At 67.1% G+C, this 18,692-nt stretch carries 17 protein-coding genes; 12 read left to right on the top strand and 5 right to left on the bottom strand.

What is annotated here, in order from left to right; genetic code table 11:
* Positions 1-34 precede the first annotated feature (34 nt).
* The 8 genes from AB8808_RS00325 (at position 35) to AB8808_RS00360 (ending at position 5,305) form a co-directional block, all read left to right on the top strand.
* A complete protein-coding gene (locus AB8808_RS00325) occupies positions 35-835 on the top strand; it encodes a lysophospholipid acyltransferase family protein (protein ID WP_369925736.1) in 801 nt (266 codons plus the stop codon).
* Entirely contained in the window at positions 832-1,833 is a 1,002-nt protein-coding gene (locus tag AB8808_RS00330; RefSeq protein ID WP_369925738.1) for a YheT family hydrolase, read from the top strand. The genes AB8808_RS00325 and AB8808_RS00330 overlap by 4 nt, the downstream gene beginning before the upstream one ends.
* 69 nt (positions 1,834-1,902) lie before the next feature.
* Positions 1,903-2,526, top strand: coding sequence for a YbhB/YbcL family Raf kinase inhibitor-like protein (locus AB8808_RS00335; RefSeq protein WP_369925740.1), 624 nt, complete (start codon positions 1,903-1,905; stop codon positions 2,524-2,526).
* A 126-nt stretch (positions 2,527-2,652) separates the two neighbouring features.
* Entirely contained in the window at positions 2,653-2,811 is a 159-nt protein-coding gene (locus tag AB8808_RS00340; RefSeq protein ID WP_036143663.1) for a DUF1328 domain-containing protein, read from the top strand.
* Between the two features lie 103 nt (positions 2,812-2,914).
* Positions 2,915-3,304 carry an ElaB/YgaM/YqjD family protein gene (locus tag AB8808_RS00345; RefSeq protein WP_185754223.1) on the top strand — a complete coding sequence of 130 codons (390 nt, stop codon included), beginning with the start codon at positions 2,915-2,917 and terminating at the stop codon, positions 3,302-3,304.
* Between the two features lie 25 nt (positions 3,305-3,329).
* Positions 3,330-3,812, top strand: coding sequence for an ABC transporter ATP-binding protein (locus AB8808_RS00350; protein WP_369925743.1), 483 nt, complete (start codon positions 3,330-3,332; stop codon positions 3,810-3,812).
* Positions 3,813-3,815: 3 nt separating this feature from the next.
* The gene (locus tag AB8808_RS00355; protein WP_369925746.1) at positions 3,816-4,145 is read left to right on the top strand and encodes a hypothetical protein; all 330 of its coding nucleotides are present in this window, start codon (positions 3,816-3,818) and stop codon (positions 4,143-4,145) included.
* The gene (locus tag AB8808_RS00360) at positions 4,142-5,305 is read left to right on the top strand and encodes an AI-2E family transporter (RefSeq protein WP_369925749.1); all 1,164 of its coding nucleotides are present in this window, start codon (positions 4,142-4,144) and stop codon (positions 5,303-5,305) included. The genes AB8808_RS00355 and AB8808_RS00360 overlap by 4 nt, the downstream gene beginning before the upstream one ends.
* Before the next feature lie 19 nt (positions 5,306-5,324).
* Here the strand turns inward: AB8808_RS00360 and AB8808_RS00365 are convergent, their stop codons facing one another.
* Genes AB8808_RS00365 through AB8808_RS00380 form a run of 4 tightly spaced genes read right to left on the bottom strand, consistent with a single transcriptional unit; the run spans position 5,325 to position 11,908 of the window.
* Positions 5,325-6,098: an SDR family NAD(P)-dependent oxidoreductase gene (locus AB8808_RS00365; protein WP_369925751.1), complete on the bottom strand. Its 774-nt coding sequence runs from the start codon at positions 6,096-6,098 to the stop codon at positions 5,325-5,327.
* Positions 6,095-7,528: an efflux transporter outer membrane subunit gene (locus tag AB8808_RS00370; RefSeq protein WP_369925753.1), complete on the bottom strand. Its 1,434-nt coding sequence runs from the start codon at positions 7,526-7,528 to the stop codon at positions 6,095-6,097. Before AB8808_RS00370 ends, AB8808_RS00365 begins: the two co-directional genes overlap by 4 nt.
* Positions 7,529-7,531: 3 nt before the next feature.
* Positions 7,532-10,723, bottom strand: coding sequence for an efflux RND transporter permease subunit (locus tag AB8808_RS00375; RefSeq protein ID WP_369925755.1), 3,192 nt, complete (start codon positions 10,721-10,723; stop codon positions 7,532-7,534).
* A gap of 3 nt (positions 10,724-10,726) precedes the next feature.
* Positions 10,727-11,908 (bottom strand): efflux RND transporter periplasmic adaptor subunit, encoded by a 1,182-nt coding sequence (locus AB8808_RS00380; protein ID WP_369925757.1) that lies wholly within the window; start codon positions 11,906-11,908, stop codon positions 10,727-10,729.
* A gap of 194 nt (positions 11,909-12,102) precedes the next feature.
* Between AB8808_RS00380 and AB8808_RS00385 the strand changes: the two genes are divergently transcribed.
* Complete coding sequence (locus AB8808_RS00385) at positions 12,103-13,101, top strand: LysR family transcriptional regulator (protein ID WP_369925759.1); 999 nt, start codon at positions 12,103-12,105, stop codon at positions 13,099-13,101.
* Positions 13,102-13,132: 31 nt separating this feature from the next.
* Here the strand turns inward: AB8808_RS00385 and AB8808_RS00390 are convergent, their stop codons facing one another.
* The gene (locus AB8808_RS00390) at positions 13,133-13,927 is read right to left on the bottom strand and encodes an undecaprenyl-diphosphate phosphatase (protein WP_036138550.1); all 795 of its coding nucleotides are present in this window, start codon (positions 13,925-13,927) and stop codon (positions 13,133-13,135) included.
* A 178-nt stretch (positions 13,928-14,105) separates the two neighbouring features.
* Between AB8808_RS00390 and AB8808_RS00395 the strand changes: the two genes are divergently transcribed.
* From AB8808_RS00395 to AB8808_RS00405, 3 genes are read left to right on the top strand one after another with little or no spacing between them, the layout of a single operon-like run.
* Positions 14,106-15,620: an efflux transporter outer membrane subunit gene (locus AB8808_RS00395; protein WP_369925762.1), complete on the top strand. Its 1,515-nt coding sequence runs from the start codon at positions 14,106-14,108 to the stop codon at positions 15,618-15,620.
* A complete protein-coding gene (locus tag AB8808_RS00400; protein ID WP_369925764.1) occupies positions 15,617-17,017 on the top strand; it encodes an HlyD family secretion protein in 1,401 nt (466 codons plus the stop codon). Before AB8808_RS00395 ends, AB8808_RS00400 begins: the two co-directional genes overlap by 4 nt.
* A gap of 3 nt (positions 17,018-17,020) precedes the next feature.
* Positions 17,021-18,571 carry a DHA2 family efflux MFS transporter permease subunit gene (locus AB8808_RS00405; protein ID WP_369925766.1) on the top strand — a complete coding sequence of 517 codons (1,551 nt, stop codon included), beginning with the start codon at positions 17,021-17,023 and terminating at the stop codon, positions 18,569-18,571.
* Positions 18,572-18,692 lie beyond the last annotated feature (121 nt).

An 18,692-nucleotide genomic window follows, 5' to 3' on the forward strand; every position in this document is an offset into this window, starting at 1 on the left:
GCAGGGTCCGCCGGTCGTTAATCTTGTGTGCTTGATGGAACCCGCCGACGCCAACCCGACCCCGCGCGATCCCCTGCGCCCGCTGCGCTATGTGTGGCGTGTGCCGCTGCTGTTGCTGCATATCCTGTTCGGCATCTTCATCTGCACGGCCATCCTCAGCTGGGCCGGTGGCGTCATGAAGGAGGGCAAGGAGCCCTTCGGCCACCGCGCCATCCGCCTGTGGTCCACCCTGCTACTGCGGATCTTCGGCTTTCGCAGCGTGCGCATCGGTACGCCCTTGCCCGACCCGGTGCTGTTCGTGGCCAACCACACCTCGTGGCTGGACATCGTGCTGCTGCATTCGCAGCGCGCCGCGTGCTTCGTGGCCAAGGCCGAGATCGCCGGCTGGCCGCTGGTGGGCTGGATGGCGGCCCGCGGCGGCACCATCTTCCATCGCCGCGGCAGCAATCACTCCCTGGCGTCGGTCATGGCCGTGATGGTCGAGCGCCTGCGCGAGGGGCGTGGCGTGGCCGTGTTCCCCGAGGGCGGTACCGGCCATAACGGCGTGCTGCGGGTGTTCCATGCCCGCATCTTCCAGGCAGCGCTGGACGCCGGGGTGCCGGTACAGCCCGTGGCCCTGCGCTTCGCGCGCCACGGTCGCCGTATCGTGGATGCGGGCTTCCGCGAAGACGAGAGCTTCATGGGCAATTTCCTGCGCCTGCTGGGAGAGCGTCCGCTCGACGTCGAAGTGCATTTCCTCCAGCCCGTGCCGGTGTCGGACGATGGGCGCCGCCGCATGGCGGAGGCCTCGCGCGAGCGCATCGCCCTGGCTTTGGATACCGATACCCCGGCATGAGCCTGCCCAAGGGCATCGACCTGAATCCGCCATGGCCGCTACGCAGCGGTCATGTGCAGACCATGCTTTCCTCCAGCGGCATCCGTCGACGCCTGTTGCCCCGGCGCGCTCACAAGGTGCAGGAAGGGTCGGTCGAAGTGCTGGTGGAAGTGGGCCAGGGCGACCGCCTCAGCGGTCGCTATACGGCGCAGACCACGGGCGGGGCGTCCCGCGGACTGGCCATTCTCTTCCACGGCTGGGAGGGCAGCGTCGATTCCACCTACGTGCTGCAGACCGGCAGCCGGTTGATCGAGGAAGGCTGGGATGTGTTCCGCCTCAACTTCCGCGACCACGGCGACAGCCACGGCCTGAACGAGGCACTGTTCCATTCCTGTCGCATCGACGAGGTGGTGACGGCGCTCGGGCAGATCACCCGCATGTTTCCCTCGCGCGTGGTCGGCGTGGCCGGGTTCTCGCTGGGTGGCAATTTCGCGTTGCGCGCAGGCATCCTCGCGCCCACCCAGGGCGTGTCGTTCGACTACGCGCTGGCCGTGTGCCCGATCATCGATCCGAGCGAGGGCCTGTTTTCGCTGGAAAGCGAAGCACCGTGGTTCTACAACGCCTATTTCATGCACAAGTGGCGCCGCTCGCTGCGCCTGAAGCAGCAGGCCTTCCCGCAGCAGACGTATTTCGAGCTGAACGAGCTGAAGCAGAACATGCGCGACCTCACCAGTTCGCTGGTGTTGCGTCACACCGATTTCGATTCGCTCGAGGCCTACCTCGACGGCTACTCGGTCGCGGGCGATCGCCTGATGGACCTGAACGTCCCGGCCACCATCCTCACCTCGCGCGACGACCCGGTCATTCCCATCGCCGCGTTCCACCAGCTCCGCCTGCCGCCCAACATCGAGCTGGATATCGCCAACCACGGCGGGCACTGCGGTTTCATCCGCGATTTCAGCATGACCAGTTTTACCGACGACTACATCGCGGCCCGCTTCAACGCCATCGCCGGCTGAGTCCCTGGTTTCACTGCAAGGACTACACACGTTGCGTGGTGAAGTGCTGCGATACAACAGGAGTAGCCCATGCGACTGAAGAGCGACAGCATCGAGCACGGCAAGCCGATCCCGGCCACCTACGCGTTCATGGACCTCGGCGAGCCGGTGAAGCCGGCGGGTAACGTGACGCCGCACCTGGCGTGGACGGAGGTGCCGAACACGGCCCGATCCTTCGTCATCGCCGTGATCGACACCGACGTGCCCTCCAAGCCCGACGACGTCAACGTCGAAGGCCGTGAAGTGCGCCGCGACCTGCCGCGCGTGGAGTTCGTCCACTGGCTGATGGCCAATATCCCCGTGGAGTGCCGTGAACTGGGCGAAGGCGCCTGTGGCGAGGGCATCGTGCCGCGCGGCAAGAAAGAGCCGGTGGGCCCGCCCGGGTCGGTCCAGGGCATCAACGACTACACCGGCTGGTTCAAGGGCGATCGTGACATGGAAGGGCATTACCACGGCTACGACGGCCCGTGCCCGCCCTGGAACGACAGCATCCCCCACCACTACCACTTCCATGTTTACGCACTGGACGTGGACACGCTGCCGCTGGAAACCGGTTTCAACCTGGCCGAGCTGCGCGATGTGATGAAGGGTCACGTGGTGGACGAGGCCGTCGTCACCGGCACGTATTCGCTCAATCCGCGGGTTCGCGGCTGAAGCGGAAACGCATGGGACGCCGCGCCAGCCTGAACGGCCTTTGAGCAGGCCGGCGCGGTTTCACGCGGTCTGCGCAGGGTCCGGGACTAAATGGCGTCGCGTCCCATTCTGCCGGAGATTTTCCCCATGCTGCACTACGCTCTCGTTTTCCTCGTCATCGCCATCATCGCGGCTGTCTTCGGTTTCGGCGGCATCGCGGGCACAGCGGCCGGCATCGCCAAGATCCTGTTCATCGTCTTCCTGATCCTGGCCATCATCTCGTTCTTCCGCGGCCGAGGCCGGTAACGTCGGCGCGCGTCGGCGGCTTCGGTCGCCGGCGCTTGCGATGACTCCAGCGTCACCCCTTCCGCTCTAACTTGTCCCATCCCGTCCTTTCGGAGTGCACGTCATGAACAATCCCCTCGACCAGGCTGCCAATGCAGTGAACGCCGCCGCGAACAACGTGTCGGCCGCCGAGCGTATCGACGCGCGCGCCGAGCGTGTGAAGCAGGCTACGTCCGACGCCGTGGACCGCACCAAGGACGTGGTGGATCGCGCCGCCGACAAGGTGGAAAACACCCTGCACAGCGCCACCGACAAGGCGGCCGAGGGCGCCACGCGTGCTGCCGAGAAGGCCGAGGAAGTGAAGGTGCGCGGCAAGGAAGTCTATGGCGAGGCCGTGGACACCGCGAACGACTGGCTCGATACCGCCCGCGACTACGTGCGCGAGAAGCCGGTACAGTCCATCGCCATGGCGCTGGCCGCTGGCTGGCTGGCCGGTCGCATCCTTCGTAACTGATCCTTTGTCCCGGGGGCAATGACACATGCAGGAAGACATTCCCTCGGGGCGTAGCGACGTGAACGAACCGGCCGCGGATAGCGCGGGTCCGGCGCGTCCGTCGTTGACGATGCCCGCCTGGATCGACGACCTGCGTCGGCTCGGTAGTGGCCTGAAGAACCTGTTCGCCGCGCAGTTTGCGTTGGCAGGCGCGGAGCTGGGCCTGGCCCGTGCCGGCATCGTCATGATGCTATTCATGGGACTGGCCGCGATCGTCTTCGCGGTGGCGCTGGGCCTGACCCTGCTGGCGCTCGCCGGCTGGGGCCTGGCGCAGTGGTTCGGCTCGTGGGCCTGGGCGCTCACCGCGCTGGCCGGCCTGCAGCTGGTGTTGCTGGTTGCCGCCATCCTTGTGTTCAAGCGCTGCATGCACTGGATCAGCCTTCCCGGTACCCGTAACGAACTGGCCAGCCTGGCCAGGGAAGCGGTACGTCAGGGCAAGGCGGAAGGCGAAGCCAAGGCAGGGGTGTAGACGATGGGTATTTTCAGCAGCATGGCCAAGGTAACGGCCGCCAAGGCACGCGTCACGGCGGCGCGCGTCGAGGTGGTGGAACCGGCTGCGGCGATCATCGCGCGCGGTTACGAGCATCCCCTCACTGTGGTGGGCATCGCGACCGGTGCCGGTTTCCTGCTCAGCAACATCAAGCTCAACCCCCTCGCCGTACCCGGTGTCAGCGGGCTGGTGGCCGGCGGCACCGCCGACATCATCGGCAAGGTGATTTCCATGGCCACGGGTAGCCTGCTGGGCGATCTGGCCGGAAACGCCGCGGATGACGCGGCCGACGTGGCCGACGACGCGTCATGAGCGATCTGCCCGGGGGGTTGCCCACGCCGTTGTCTTCGACGATGGCGCCGGGAGCGGGAATGGCGACCCTGCCCACCCGGCCCCGTCGCAAGCCCGGCAGCAGCCGTAGCACCCGTCGCATCTCGCGCCACCTGAAGGCGATCCGTATTTCCCTGACCGGCATGATCCTGCTGGCGCTGGTCTATACGGTGGTATTGGGCAAGTCGCTGCTGGTGCCACTGGTGCTGGCAGGCTTCCTCGGCCTGGCCCTGAACCCCATCGTCGTTGCCGCGGCACGCGTGCGCATCCCGCGCTGGCTGGCCTCGGTGACCGTCATGGTGATGCTTGGCGTCGGGCTGGTTTCGGCCATCGCCACGTTGTCCACGCCCGCACTGAACTGGTTCCACGAGGCACCGACGGCGATGCGCGCGTTTGCGCCCAAGATCAAGCCGATGACGCAGCAGATCGAAGCGGCCAGCCGGGCCACGCAGAACCTGGTCGGGGGCACGACCGCGCGCAACGCGCCCCAAGCCGCCGCCGGGTTCGCTTTCACCGCCTGGGACATCGTGGCCGGCGCGCCGAAAGTGCTGGCCAGCGTGCTGACGGTGGCGCTGCTGGTGTTTTTCTTCCTTGTATACGGCGACGAGATCCTGCGGCGTGCCGTGGAGATATCGCCCACTTTTGCGTACAAGCGACACACCGTGAGCATCGTGCGCAGCATCCAGGTTGAGGTATCCAGTTACCTGCTGATGACCGCGGCGATCAACGTGACGCTGGGGCTGGTGACCGCTGGCATGCTCTACCTTTACGGCGTGCCCGATCCCCTGCTCTGGGGCACCGTGGCCACCGTGGCGAACTTCATCCCGTACGTCGGCGCGATCACCACCACCACCGTGCTGGCCATCGTGGGCGTGCTGCATTTCCAGGAACTCGGCCCGGCCATGCTGCCGGCGGCCACGTTCGCCGGCATCACCGCGATCGAGGGCAACATGCTTACGCCGATGCTGCAGGGGCGCCGTTCGCGGCTCAGCCCCGTGGCCATCCTGCTGTGGCTGTTGATCTGGGGCTGGCTATGGGGCATTCCCGGCGCGTTGCTAGCCGTGCCGATGCTGACCTGCGTCAAGCTGATCACCGCCCGGCTCCGCGGGTGGGAGTGGTTCGCGCACATCATCTCGCGCTGAACCCGGTCGCCCTGCCTCGTTACCAGGCGATGGCCCTGCCGTCGCGGCACAACCTGCCGTGGATCGCCTCACGCTCCGACAACAGCGCGGCCCACACCACGCCGCGCGCGCCCTCGGCCACCGGCCGGCCACCGCTACCGCCCAGGGCCGTGGCGGTCCAGCCGGGGGACACGGCGTTGACCAGCACGCCGCTGCCTTCCAGCTCCCTGGCGGCCACCTGCGTATAGGCGTTGAGCGCGGCCTTCGAGATGCGGTAAGACGGCGCATCGTCGCCGCACATGGCATGCGTGGCGCATTCGCTGGACACGTTGACCACGCGACCGTAACCGTGGCGCCGCATCATCGGCAGCACCGCCGAGGTCAGGCACCATGCGCCCAGCAGGTTCACTTCGAGCGCGCCACGTATCGTATCCAGGTCGGGCCGCGACGCGCGGCCGCCCGCGTCGAAATACCCGCCCGCGTTGTTCACCAGGATGTCGAGCCGCCCCAGTCGTCCCTCGATGTTGGCGACGGCCGTCTGGATGTCCGCCGACCGTGTGACATCCAGGCGCAGTGCATAGGCGACACCGCCCGCCTCGCGGAGCGTGCGTGCCGCCTTCTCCGCCCGTGCCACCTCGCGCCCGCCGACGAATACCGTGACACCGAGCGCGGCGAGTTGCCTCGCCACCTCGTAACCGATGCCACGGTTGGCGCCGCTCACCAGCGCGACGCGCTGGCCGAGCGGCGGCTCCACGCCCAGCGGGGTCGAGCGGGGCGTGGCCACCGGCAGCCGATGAAGCGTCGCGGCGGTCATGGCGCCTTAGCCACCTCGCTGCATGCTTCGTTGCCGCAGGCTTGCCAGCCACCGCCGAGCGCCTTGTACAGCTGCACGGCACGCGTGTTGGTGGCCGCCTCGGCTTCCGCCAGCTGATCTTCGGCCGAGAGCTGGGTCCGTTGCGCATCGAGCAGTTCGAGGAAGTCGGTGCGGCCGGCGTCGTAGCGCAGCTTGGCCAGTTCCGCCGCGCGGCGGCTTTCGCTGGCCTGGACCACCAGCTTCTCCACGCGCACCCGCTGCTGGTTGAAACCGACCAGCGCGTTGTCGACATCTTCCAGCGCGGTGAGCACGGTGCGGTCGTAGTTGGCCTGCGCCTCTTCCGCGCGGGCCCTTGCACCGCGCACGCCCGACGCGACGCGCTGCACGTTCAGACCCGACCATGAAATGCTCGGCGCCAGCTGGAAGGCACGCGAGTCGGCACCCCCGAAGTCGTTGCTGCGACCGGCAAGGAAGCCGATGAACCCGCCCAGCGAGATGTGCGGGAAATAATCGGCCTTGGCCACGCCGATGCGCGCATTGGCGGCGGCCAGTTCGCGCTCGGCGATGCGGATGTCCGGGCGTCGTTTCAGCACGTCGTCGGCGCCGCCGATCGCCAGGCTGACATCGATCGGCGTGAACGTGGCCGGCGAGAGGTCGACGTCCAGCTCACCCGGCCGCGCGCCGAGCAGCACCGCGATGCGGAACGTATCGGCCTGGGCCTGGGTCTGGAGTACGGGCAGCTGCGCTTCCACCGCGGCCACTCGGGCCCTGGCGCTGGCCAGGCCCTGTTCGGCGCCGGTGCCGACATCGACCCGGGCCTGGATGACCTTGAGCGAATCCTGCTGGTTGGCGATGTCGCGCCGGGCCACGTCGATCCGCAGCTGGGTGCCGCGCAGGTCGAAATAGTTGCGTGCCACCTCGGCGAACAGCGTGACCTGCGCATCCTGCAGGGATGCCTCTCCGGCCGCGGCATCGGCGCGTGCGGCTTCCACCGACCGGCGAACACCGCCGAACAGATCCAGCTCCCACGACGCATCGAAGCCCGCCTGGTACTGGGTCACCGTGGTGCGCTGGTCACTGAAGCCCGGCTGTTGCCCACGGCTGCGCTGGAACGATGCGACGGTTTCCACGTCGGGCACCTGCTGCGACCGTGCCGTGCCGAGTGCGGCACGCGCCTGGTTGAGCCGGGCCGTGGCGATGCGGAGGTCCGGCGCGCCCTTCGCCGCGCGGACGATCAGCGCATCGAGGGTGGGATCGCCGAACTGTTTCCACCAGCGTGCCTGCACGTCACCGGTGTTCTGGTGCGTGGCGTCGACGCCTTGCAAGGTCACCGGTGCCTGCACGGGTGCATGGTAGTCCGGGCCCACGCTGGCACAGCCGGCGAGGACGAGGGCGGCGAACAGTGCGGTCATGCGAGGAACAAAGGTCATGGCTTACGACTCCCGGGCCGCGTGTTCGAGAAGGCGACGCTCGCGGCGCTCGCGACGGCGTGCTTCGGTGCGCTCGTTCAAGCCGCGGATCAGCACGTAGAAGAGCGGCGTGAAGATCAGGCCGAAGAAGGTGACGCCGAGCATGCCGGCGAACACCGCCACGCCCATGGCATGGCGCATTTCCGCACCGGCGCCGTGCGAGGTGACCAGGGGCACCACGCCCATGATGAAAGCGAACGAGGTCATCAGGATCGGGCGCAGTCGCAGTCGTGCGGCTTCGAGCACGGCATCCACGCGGTTCATGCCGCCGATCTCCGCTTCGCGGGCAAACTCGACGATGAGGATCGCGTTCTTGCACGCCAGGCCCACCAGGACGATCAGGCCGATCTGGGTGAAGATGTTGTTGTCGCCGCCGGTGACGATGATGCCGACGATCGCGGACAGCAGCACCATCGGCACGATCAGGATCACCGCCAGTGGCAGGCTCAGGCTTTCGTACAGCGACGCCAGCACCAGGAACACCAGCAGCACGGACAGCGGGAACACCAGCACCGCCGTGTTGCCGGCGAGGATCTGCTGGTAGGTCAGTTCCGTCCACTCGTAGGTCATGCCGTTGGGCAGGTTGGCCTTGACCAGTTTCTCCATCGCCGCCTGTGCCTGGCCGGTGCTGTAGCCCGGCGCGGCACCGCCGTTGATCTCGGCCGTGGGATAACCGTTGTAGTGCTGCACGCGGTCGGGGCCGTTGGTCTGGCGGACCGTGAGGAACGAACCCAGTGGCACCAGGTCGCCGGCGGCATTGCGGGTTTTCAGGCCCACGATGTCGGACGGCTCGTGGCGGAACGACGGTTCCGCGGACACGTTCACCTGGTAGGTGCGGCCGAAGCGGTTGAAGTCGTTGACGTAGAGCGAGCCGAGGTACGCCTGCATGGTCTGGAACACATCGCCCAGGTCGATGCCTTCGGACTTCGCCTTCTCACGATCGATATCGGCATCGTACTGGGGCACGCTCACCTGGAAGCTGGTGAACAGGTGGGCCAGTTCGGGTGTCTTCTGGCTGGCCGCGATGATCCCCTGCGTCTGCTTGTAGAGTTCCTCGAAGCCCAGGTCGCCGCGGTCCTCGATCTGCATGCGGAAACCGCCGATCGTGCCCAGGCCGTTGACCGGCGGCGGCGGGAAGATCGCGATATAGGCATCCTGGATGCCGGCGAACTGCCCGTTGAGTCGTGCCGCGATCGCCTCGGCGGACAGGTCCCCGGCACGGCGTTCCTCGAACGGCTTCAGCGTGACGAACACGATGCCGGCGTTGGTGCTGTTGGTGAAGCCGTTGATCGACAGGCCGGGGAACTGCACGGCGCTCTCCACGCCCGGGTCCTTCAGCGCGATGTCGCCCATGCGGCGGATCACGCCCTCGGTGCGGTCCAGCGAAGCGGCATCGGGCAGCTGCGCGAATGACACCAGGTATTGCTTGTCCTGGGTCGGCACGAATCCCGTGTGCGTCCGCGCGAAACCGAGTACGCCCAGCGCCACCAGGCCCACGTACAGCACCAGCATAACCGCGGAGAACCGCAGCACCTTCTGCACGCCGCTGACGTAGCCGTGCGATGCACGTTCGAAGCCGCGGTTGAACGGGCGGAACAGCCAGCCCAGGCTGCGCTCCATCCACACGGTGAGCCTGTCCTTCGGCTCGTCGCGGCCCTTGAGCAGGATGGCGGACAGCGCCGGGCTGAGGGTCAGCGAGTTGAACGCGGAGATGACCGTCGAGATGGCGATGGTCAGCGCGAACTGGCGATAGAACTGGCCGGTGAGGCCGCTGATGAAGGCGGCCGGCACGAACACCGCGCACAGCACCAGCGCCGTCGCCACGATGGGGCCGGTGACTTCCGTCATCGCCTGGCGCGTGGCCGCCTTCGGGTCCAGCCCGTGCTCGATGTGTCGCTCCACGTTCTCCACGACCACGATGGCGTCGTCCACCACGATGCCGATGGCCAGCACCAGGCCGAACAGCGACAGCGCGTTGAGCGAGAAGCCGACCAGGTACATCACCGCGAACGTGCCGATCAGCGATACCGGCACGGCCACCAGCGGAATGATCGAGGCGCGCCAGGTCTGCAGGAACAGGATCACCACCAGCACCACCAGCAGGATCGCCTCGAACAGCGTGTGCACGACGGCCTCGATCGAGCCGCGCACGAACACGGTCGGGTCGTAGACGATCGAGTAGTCGACGCCCTGCGGGAAGTCCTTCTTCAGGGTGGCCATCTGCGCGCGCACTTCGTCGGAGATGGCGATGGCGTTCGAACCGGGCCGCTGGAAGATCGGGATGGCCACGGCCTCGCGGTTGTTCAGCAGGCTGCGCAGCGCGTAGTTGTTCGAGCCCAGCTCCACGCGCGCCACGTCACGCAGGTGCGTGACCGAACCGGTGGCGTCGCTGCGCACGATGATGTTGAGGAAATCGTCCTCGGTGACCAGGCGGCCACGCGTGTTGATGTTCACCTGGAACGCGTTGGAATTCGGCCCCGGCGGTGCGTTGAGCGAACCGGCCGCCACCTCGATGTTCTGCTCGCGCACGGCCTTGATCACGTCACCCGTGGTGAGGTTGCGGATGGCCAGCTTTTCCGGGTTCATCCACACGCGCATGCTGTACTCGCCCGCGCCGAACAGCTGCACGTCGCCCACGCCGTCCAGGCGGGCCAGCTGGTCCTTGATGCGCGTGCGTGCGTAGTTCGACAGGTAGAGCATGTCGTAGCGATGGTCGGGCGAGGTGAGATGCACCACCATCGTCAGGTCGGGCGAACTCTTGGTGGTGGTGACACCCAGGCGCTGCACTTCCTCGGGCAGGCGGGGCAGGGCCTGCGCCACGCGGTTCTGTGTCTGCACCTGCGCGTTGTCCAGGTCGGTGCCCAGCGCGAAGGTCACGGTAAGGGTCATCTGCCCGTCGCTGGTGGCCTGTGAGGACGTGTAAAGCATGCCCTCGACGCCGTTGATCTGTTCTTCCAGCGGCGTGGCCACCGTTTCGGCGATGACCTTGGGATTGGCGCCGGGATAGCTGGCCTTGACCACGACGGTGGGCGGCACGACCTCGGGATATTCGCTGATCGGCAGCCTGAATACGGCGATTCCGCCGGCGATCAGGAAAAGCACCGACAGCACGCCCGCGAGAATCGGGCGGTTGACGAAGTATTGGGCGAGTTTCATCGATCAGTCCTGGTTACGCGCCATGGCGAGGATGCGCGTGCCTTCCGGTACCAGCGAGGCCATCGCGACGCGCTTGGCGTTCACGTCCATGCCGGGACGCACGTGTTGCAGGCCGTTGACGATCACCACGTCCTCGGCCGTCAGCCCGCTGTCGACCACGCGCAGGCCGTCGACCAGCGCACCGGTGGCGATGCGGCGGTATTCCACCTTCTTGTCCTTGCCCAGCACGTAGACGAACTTGTTGCCCAGGTCGGTGCCCACGGCCTTGTCGTCGATCAGTGCCCGTGGCTGGGTGGTGCCGCTGCGCAGTTCCACGCGGGCGAACAATCCGGCGGTGTACGCGCCATCGGCGTTGGGGAACACGGCGCGCAGGCGGATGGTGCCCGCGCCGGCCCGCACCTGGTTGTCCACGAAGTCGATCTTGCCGGTATGCGGATAGCCGGTTTCATCCGCCAGTCCCATCCGCACGTCCGGTGCGCGGCCGTCCTGCCGGCGCAGGCGGTCCAGCTTGAGGAAGGTCTGCTCGTCCACGTCGAAGTACACGTACATCGGGTCCACCGTGACCACGCTGGTCAGCGTGTCGCTTGGGGTGACCAGGTTGCCGGCGGTGATCTGGGCGTTGCTGACCTTGCCGTCCACGGGTGCGCGCACCTCGGTGAACGACAGGTTGAGGCGGGCGGCATCCAGGGCGGCCTGCACGGAGGCGACCTGCGCCTTCGCGCTCACCGCCGCGGTATCTAGCCGGTCGGCTTCCTCCTGCGACACGGCGTGCTGCTGGACCAGTTTGGCGCCGCGCGCGGTGTTGGCCTCGGCATTCTTCGCCTCGGCGCGGGCCTGGGCCAGGTTGGCGGCCAGGCGGTCGGTTTCCGCACGATACGGGCGCGGATCGATGGTGAACAGCAGGTCGCCCTTCTTCACCGTGGCGCCTTCGCGAAAATGCACGCTGTCGATGTAACCGCCGACGCGTGGCCGGATCTGGATCGAATCCACGGCCTGGATGCGCCCGGTGAAGCCGCTGGCGTCCGATACCGGGCGCAACACCACCTGGGCCACGGTGACGTCGGGCGCGGGCATCGCCATGGCCGGTTCGGCGGCATGCGAAGGTGCGCCACCGCCGCCGAGCCACAGCGCCGAGGCAACGGCTACCGCGAGGGCGGCCGAACCGAGCAGTATTTTCTTCTTCATGGCGGGGTGTCCTGGATGTGTCGAAATAGGCGGGGGAACGGCAAGGCGGCGGAGCGTACGACCTCAAGCGCGCTCGAGGTCAAGCCGGTTCCACCCAGGTGGCGTAATCTAGGTCTTGCTCCGCAAGCGAAAAATGGGTCTACAATCACCCCGCCTGTGACGCCCAGTCACTAATCAATCCAGCGGGGTCGACCGTGGAAGACTTTTCAGCGATCAGCGTTTTCGTCCGCGTGGTGGAAGCCAAGAGCTTCTCGTCGGCGGCGACGCAACTTGAAATGACCCCGTCGGGCGTCAGTCGGGCGATCTCCCGGCTGGAGGAAAGCCTGGGCGCGCGGCTCTTTTTCCGATCCACGCGTTCGCTGCGGTTGACCGACGATGGCTCCGCGTTCTATGTGCGTTGCAAGGAGATACTGGCCGACCTCACCGAGGCCACCGAAGCCCTGGGCTACGCCAAGACCAAGCCGGTAGGCAAGTTGCGGGTGGCGGCGTCGTCCGCGATCGGCCGCGCCGCGATCATTCCCAACCTCGCGGAATTCGAGCAGCGTTTTCCGGATATCCGGCTCGAACTCACGATGTGCGATTTCCCGTTCGACCTGAACGAAGAAGGCTTCGATTGCGCCATCCGGATGGGCGAGTTGGCCGATTCCAGCCTCATCGCGCGCAAGATCGGTCACTTCAGCAACGTGCTGTGCGCCGCGCCGTCGTACCTGGCGCGCCACGGCACGCCGACACGCATCGACGACCTAAAGGCGCACCGCACGGTCAACTTCGTGCACCCCAGCACGGGCAAGCCCTACCAATGGCAGTTCGATTCACCCAGCGGTCGCGTGTCGGTGGACGTGGATGCGCACATGCTGATCAACGATGGGGAATCGGTGATCCAGGCGGCCATCGCCGGCCTGGGCATCATCCAGGCGCCGCATTGCCTGGCCGCCTCCGCGCTGCAGAAGGGCGCGCTGGAAATCATCATGACCGACACGATCTCCACCGGCTCCAACCTGTGGATCGTCTACCCGCAGAAACGCCACCTGTCGGCGCGCGTGCAGGCGTTCATCGAGTGGACCAGCGAATTGTTCCAGCGCACCAGCACGCCGCAATGCAAGATCGTGGAGCAGCAGCAGGCCGAACTGGCGCGCCTGCGCCAGGTGGCGCTGGCCGAGCCGGAGCCGGAGCCGATCGCCGCCGTGGCCTGACCAGCGGCGCGCCGCCGGTGTCTGGCGTGGGTCAGCCGCCGGCGGGCAGGAACAGCAGCAGGGCGATGCCCAGCACGATGCGGTACAGGGCGAACACCGTGAAGCGATGCGAGCGGATGTAGCCGAGCAGCCATTTCACCGCCACGAACGCGACCAGCGTCGACACGACGAAGGCCACGGCGAGGCCCGTCCAGTCCTCGCCCGCCGCGCCGCCGTGCGTGAACGTCTTCAGCAGCTCGTAGCCGGTGGCCGCGTACATCGTCGGGATACCGACGAGGAAGGCGAACTCCGTGGCCGCGGCCCGGTTGGTGGTGCCGCCCAGCATGGCGACGAAGATGGTGGCCGCCGAGCGCGACGTGCCGGGGAAGATGCCGGCCACCATCTGGGCCAGGCCCACCAGGATGGCGACGCGCCAGCTGACGGCCACCTGGTCGGGGCGATCCGCCGCCACCTTCTCCGCCACGATCATCCACAGGCCGCCGACGATCAGCGCCCAGGCCACGGGGGTGATCGTCTCGGGCAGCTTGAAGCCCAGCTTGGTGACCACCAGGCCAAGCGCCGCGGTGATGAGGAAGGCCACGCCCAGCTTCATCACGTAGTCGCGGGTCTCGGGCTTGCGCCAGTGCACCACCAGGCTCCACAGGGTGCGCCAGTAGATGAAGGTGACCGCGAGGATGGCGCCGGCCTGGATGGCCACATTGAACAGGTCGGACCGGGCCCCGAGCCAGCGCTCCGCAATGAGCAGGTGACCCGTGCTGGAGACGGGCAGGAACTCGGTGATCCCCTCGACGATGCCGAGGAGGATGGCGCTGATCAGGTCATTCACGTGCATTCGGTCCGGTGGCGGAGCAGGGTCGCCTAGCTTAGCGGCACGGGTTCGTCATTCCATGCGACTTGCTTCACTGGATGAACCGTCACGTACCGCCTACGCCGTCGGCTGCTAATTTTCGCCGACGCGATACGGCGGTTTCACGGCCGCCCGCCTGTATTCAACGGACCCTTCCATGCCCAATCCCCATCGGCACCGCCGCCGGAGCGGCGGCCTCCGCGTTGCCGTCCTGTCCGCGGCCTTGATGCTGGCGGCCTGCGCCCCGGCCGTGCGGCCGCCCGCCTTCGTGCCGCGCGACGAGGTGCCGATTGCCGGCCTGCCGACCAGCCAGTCGGGATGGCCGCAGCCGGAATGGTGGAAGCGCTACGGCGACGCACAACTGGACCGCGTGGTGGACCTGGCCATGCGCGGCTCGCCGAACATGGAGCAGGCCGAGGCGCGTTACCGCGCCGCCATGCGGGCGGTGGACTCGGCCAGGGCCGAACTGAATCCGCAGGTACGCGGGCTGGTCAACGGCGGTCACGGCTATAACGACGTCTCTCTCAACGGGCAGATGCCGGGTGCCACGGGTAGCGCGCAGGGCTTCCAGCTGAATCCCGGCAAGAGCTGGAGCAACAGCGGCGCGGCCGGCGCGTTGGCCACGTGGGACCTGGACCTCTGGGGCAAGCAGAAGGCGGCCGTGCAGGCGTCGGTCGGGCAGGCGCGCGCCGCCGAGGCCGAGCGGGCGTCCACCGCCACCTCGCTGCAGTACAACGTGGTCAACACGTACTTCGACTGGCAGGCCCAGCAGGCCCGGCTGGCCGTGGCCCGTCATGCGGCCGACAGCTCGTCGCAATACCGCGGCCTGGTGGAGTTGCGGGTGCACGCCGGCCTGGACGACCCGACCACCCTCGACCAGGCCGATGCCCAACTGGCGCAGACGCGACAGAACGTGGCCCAGCTGGAAGGCGCGGCCAGCCTCGACCTGGCCCAGCTGGCTGCACTGGCCGGCGTGTCGCCGAAGGACCTCGGCAGCCTGACGCCATCGCCGCTGCCTACGCCGGATACCCGGCTGCCCGACGACGCCCGCATCGGACTGCTTGCCCGGCGTCCGGATATCGCCGCCGCGCGCTGGCAGATCGAAGCTTCATCGAAGAACATCGACCAGGCGCGCAAGGCCTACTATCCCGACGTGAGCCTGATGGCGCTCGGCGCCTTCCTGCGGACGTATCCCGATCTGGGCTCCGGCACGCGTACCGACCTCACGCTGGGGAACCTCGGCGCGTCGGTGCAGTTGCCGATCTTCAGCGGCGGCCGCCTGCGGGCCCAGTTCGAGAGCGCGCAGGCCCAGCTGGACAGCGCCGTGGCCCAATACGATGGCGCCGTGGTGCAGGCCGCCAGCGAGATCGCCCAGGGCATCGCGCAATTGCAGGCGCTGGACGCCCAGCGCGTGCAGGTGGATCGCCAGTACGAGGCCACCGCGGCGCAGAAGTCCAAGGCGGCCGATCGCCGGTCCAAGGGCCTGATCGACGATCGCACCTGGCTCAACGCCGACATGCAGCTCGACCAGCAGCGCGACGCCCGCCTGCAGCTCACCAGCCAGATGCTCTCCGCCAACCTTTCCCTTATCCACGCACTGGGCGGCGGTTACCACGCCGACGACCTGCCCGCTCTTCCGGCCACCGCCGCCGGCAAGGATTCCACGCGATGATCTCCGATGACGAAACGCCTGGCGAAGGTAACGGCGACGGCCTCACGCCGCAGCCCTACAAGTACCGTTACAAGTACCTGCACAAGTACGGCGACGAATCGCCGCGCGGTGAGCGCGACGAGCATGCCGGCGATGAAGACGACGACGGCAGGGACGAGGAAAAGAACAAGGACAAGGAAAAGAACGACGGCAAGGACGAGGACGGCAAGGACAAGAAGGAAGACGACCCGAAGGCCAAGCGCAAGAAGGTCATCGTTCTGTCGATCATCGCGATCGTGTTCGTGCTGGCCGGCATCGGCTGGCTGCTCTACTACATCTTCGTGCTGTCGCAGCGCGAGACCACCGACGATGCCTACGTCAAGGGCGATATGGTAACCATCTCGTCCCGCGTGGCGGGCACGGTGGTCGAGGTGGGCGTGGAGGAAACCGAGCGGGTGCACCAGGGCCAGGTGCTGATCAAGCTGGACCCCGTCGACGCCCAGGTCAGCCTGATGAATGCGGAGGGCCAGCTGGCCCAGGCCGTTCGCCAGGCCCAGGCGCAGATGCAGCAGGCCAACCAGGCTGATGCCGCCATCCCGCAGCGTCGCGCCCAGTACGAACAGGCACGCGACGACTACAACCGCCGCCATCCGCTGCTCGAGCGTCGCGCGGTGTCCGCGGAGGAAGTGGACAACGGCAAGCGCCAGATGCAGCAGGCCAAGGCGGCGCTGGACGCGGCCGAGCGCGAGGCCGCCGCGGCGCACGCGCAGGTCGATGGCACCACCGTCGAGACCTACCCGGCGGTGATCCAGGCCCGTTCGCAGTTCCGCAACGCATGGGTGAACAGCGGCCGCAACGCCATCGTCTCGCCCATCGAAGGCTACGCCGCGCGCCGCCAGGTGCAGGTGGGCCAGCGTATCCAGCCGGGTCAGGACCTGCTGACCGTGGTGCCGCTGGCCGACCTGTGGGTCGATGCCAACTTCAAGGAAACCCAGCTGGAGCACATCCGCATCGGCCAGCCGGTGAAGCTCACCACCGACATGTATTCGGACGTGGAATACCACGGCAAGGTGGTCGGCCTGAATGCCGGCACAGGCAGCGCGTTCTCGTTGCTGCCCGCCGAGAACGCCACCGGCAACTGGATCAAGGTGGTGCAGCGCCTGCCCGTACGCATCGCCATCGACGCGGAGGACCTGCGCAAGCATCCCCTGCGTATCGGCCTGTCCACCGACGTGAACGTGGACACACACGACCGCGACGGCCGCGTGCTTTCGGAAACCCCGCGTAGCAAACCGCTGGCCAGCACCAACGTCTACGAGCAGGAGATGGGCGAGGCCGACCAGCGCGCCGAGCAGATCATCCGCGAGAACACGGTGGATGCGACGCCGAAGCCGGTACCGGCCAAGCGCGGCGGCTGAACGATGGCCGGGCAGAACGGCAAGGGCGGGTCCAGGCCGCCGCTGGCGGGCGGCGCGCTGGTGCTGCTTACGGCGGGCGTGGCGCTGGCCACGTTCATGGAGGTGCTGGACATCTCCATCGTCAACGTGTCGGTGCGCACCATCGCCGGCAACGTGGGCGTCAGCAGCAACGAAGGCACGATGGCGATCAGCGCCTACTCGATGGCCAGCGCGGTCATGCAGCCGCTGACCGGCTGGGTGGCGCGGCGCTTCGGCGAAGTGCGTACCTTCATGACATCGGTGGCGCTGTTCGTGGTGTTCTCCGCCCTGTGCGGGTTCTCCACCTCGATGCCCATGTTGATCGTCTTCCGCCTGTTGCAGGGCGCGGTGTCGGGGCCGATGGTGCCGCTGTCGCAGACCCTGCTGCTGAACAACTATCCCGTGGCGAAACGCCCCATCGCGCTGGCGCTATGGGCGATGACGGTGGTGGTCGCGCCGGTGTTCGGACCGATCCTGGGTGGCTGGATCACCGACAACTACCACTGGTCGTGGATCTTCTTCATCAACATCCCGGTGGGCATCTTCGCCGTGGTAGTCACGTACGCCCTGCTGCGCGATCGCGAGTCCAAGGTCACCAAGATGCCGATCGACGCGATCGGCCTGTTCCTGCTCGCCGTCGGCGTGGGCTGCCTGCAGTTCATGCTGGACAACGGCAACGACGACGACTGGTTCACCTCGAAAACGATCACCGTGCTGGCCATCGTCTCGCTGGTCTGCATCACCTTCCTGATCGCGTGGGAGCTGATGCACAAGCATCCGGTGGTCGAACTGCGCCTGCTGGGCAAACGCAATTTCTTCGTGGGGGTGCTGTGCCTGTCGCTGGGCATGTTCGCGTTCTTCGGCGGCACCGTGGTCATGCCGATGTGGGTGCAGGAGGTCCTCGGCTACACCGCGACCTGGGCGGGCTTCGTCGTGGCGCCCATCGGCATCCTGGCCATCGTGCTGTCGCCCATCGTCGGCGTGTTCCAGAACAAGTTCGACCTGCGCCTGCTGAACACTATCGGCTTCGCGGTGTTCGCCGGCGCGTCGTTCTACATGTCCACGCTGAGTACCAATGCGCCCTATGGCGAACTGGCCATTCCGCGCCTGTGCATGGGCGCGGGCATCGCCTTGTTCTTCGTGCCGGTGAACCAGATCATTCTTTCCGGGATGCCCGACGAGGAGGTGGCCAGCGCCTCGGGCCTGTCGAACTTCTTCCGCACGCTGGCCGGCAGCATCGCCACCGCGGTCAGCACCACGATGTATTCCCATCGAACCACGTATCACCATGCGGTGCTGGTCGAGAACGTGAGTGCGGGCAATCGCGCCACCACCGAGTACCTGGACCGCTTCCAGGCACTGGGTGTGCAGGGCCCTCCCGCCAACGCCGCGCTCAACCGTCTCGTGGACATGCAGGCGGCGACGCTGGCGGTGAACGACGTGTTCTGGATCTTCGGCCTGATCTTCGGCCTGGCCATGATCGCGATCTGGTTCGCCAAGCCGCCGTTCGCCTCGGGCGGCACGCCGGGGCATTAGTGCCCCGGGCGGCTTGTGCTAAAACGGTGCGCCGTCACGAGTCGCCTGTGCTCCGAAGCGCGTCACGACCTTCGGGCGAGGTGTGCAAGAAGCCAAAGGCTGTCCGGATCGACCGAAGGCC

This window comes from Xanthomonas sp. NCPPB 2632, from assembly GCF_041228075.2.
Taxonomy (GTDB): Bacteria; Pseudomonadota; Gammaproteobacteria; order Xanthomonadales; family Rhodanobacteraceae; genus Luteibacter.

Excerpts from the sequence above, each read along its gene's own strand:
- AB8808_RS00325 (WP_369925736.1), top strand. The coding sequence starts at position 35 with ATGGAACCCGCCGACGCCAACCCGACCCCGCGCGATCCCCTGCGCCCG.
- AB8808_RS00360 (WP_369925749.1), top strand. The coding sequence starts at position 4,142 with ATGAGCGATCTGCCCGGGGGGTTGCCCACGCCGTTGTCTTCGACGATG.
- AB8808_RS00335 (WP_369925740.1), top strand. The coding sequence starts at position 1,903 with ATGCGACTGAAGAGCGACAGCATCGAGCACGGCAAGCCGATCCCGGCC.
- AB8808_RS00380 (WP_369925757.1), bottom strand. The coding sequence starts at position 11,908 with ATGAAGAAGAAAATACTGCTCGGTTCGGCCGCCCTCGCGGTAGCCGTT.
- AB8808_RS00345 (WP_185754223.1), top strand. The coding sequence starts at position 2,915 with ATGAACAATCCCCTCGACCAGGCTGCCAATGCAGTGAACGCCGCCGCG.
- AB8808_RS00365 (WP_369925751.1), bottom strand. The coding sequence starts at position 6,098 with ATGACCGCCGCGACGCTTCATCGGCTGCCGGTGGCCACGCCCCGCTCG.
- AB8808_RS00400 (WP_369925764.1), top strand. The coding sequence starts at position 15,617 with ATGATCTCCGATGACGAAACGCCTGGCGAAGGTAACGGCGACGGCCTC.
- AB8808_RS00355 (WP_369925746.1), top strand. The coding sequence starts at position 3,816 with ATGGGTATTTTCAGCAGCATGGCCAAGGTAACGGCCGCCAAGGCACGC.
- AB8808_RS00340 (WP_036143663.1), top strand. The coding sequence starts at position 2,653 with ATGCTGCACTACGCTCTCGTTTTCCTCGTCATCGCCATCATCGCGGCT.
- AB8808_RS00330 (WP_369925738.1), top strand. The coding sequence starts at position 832 with ATGAGCCTGCCCAAGGGCATCGACCTGAATCCGCCATGGCCGCTACGC.
- AB8808_RS00375 (WP_369925755.1), bottom strand. The coding sequence starts at position 10,723 with ATGAAACTCGCCCAATACTTCGTCAACCGCCCGATTCTCGCGGGCGTG.
- AB8808_RS00405 (WP_369925766.1), top strand. The coding sequence starts at position 17,021 with ATGGCCGGGCAGAACGGCAAGGGCGGGTCCAGGCCGCCGCTGGCGGGC.
- AB8808_RS00370 (WP_369925753.1), bottom strand. The coding sequence starts at position 7,528 with ATGACCTTTGTTCCTCGCATGACCGCACTGTTCGCCGCCCTCGTCCTC.
- AB8808_RS00395 (WP_369925762.1), top strand. The coding sequence starts at position 14,106 with ATGCCCAATCCCCATCGGCACCGCCGCCGGAGCGGCGGCCTCCGCGTT.
- AB8808_RS00350 (WP_369925743.1), top strand. The coding sequence starts at position 3,330 with ATGCAGGAAGACATTCCCTCGGGGCGTAGCGACGTGAACGAACCGGCC.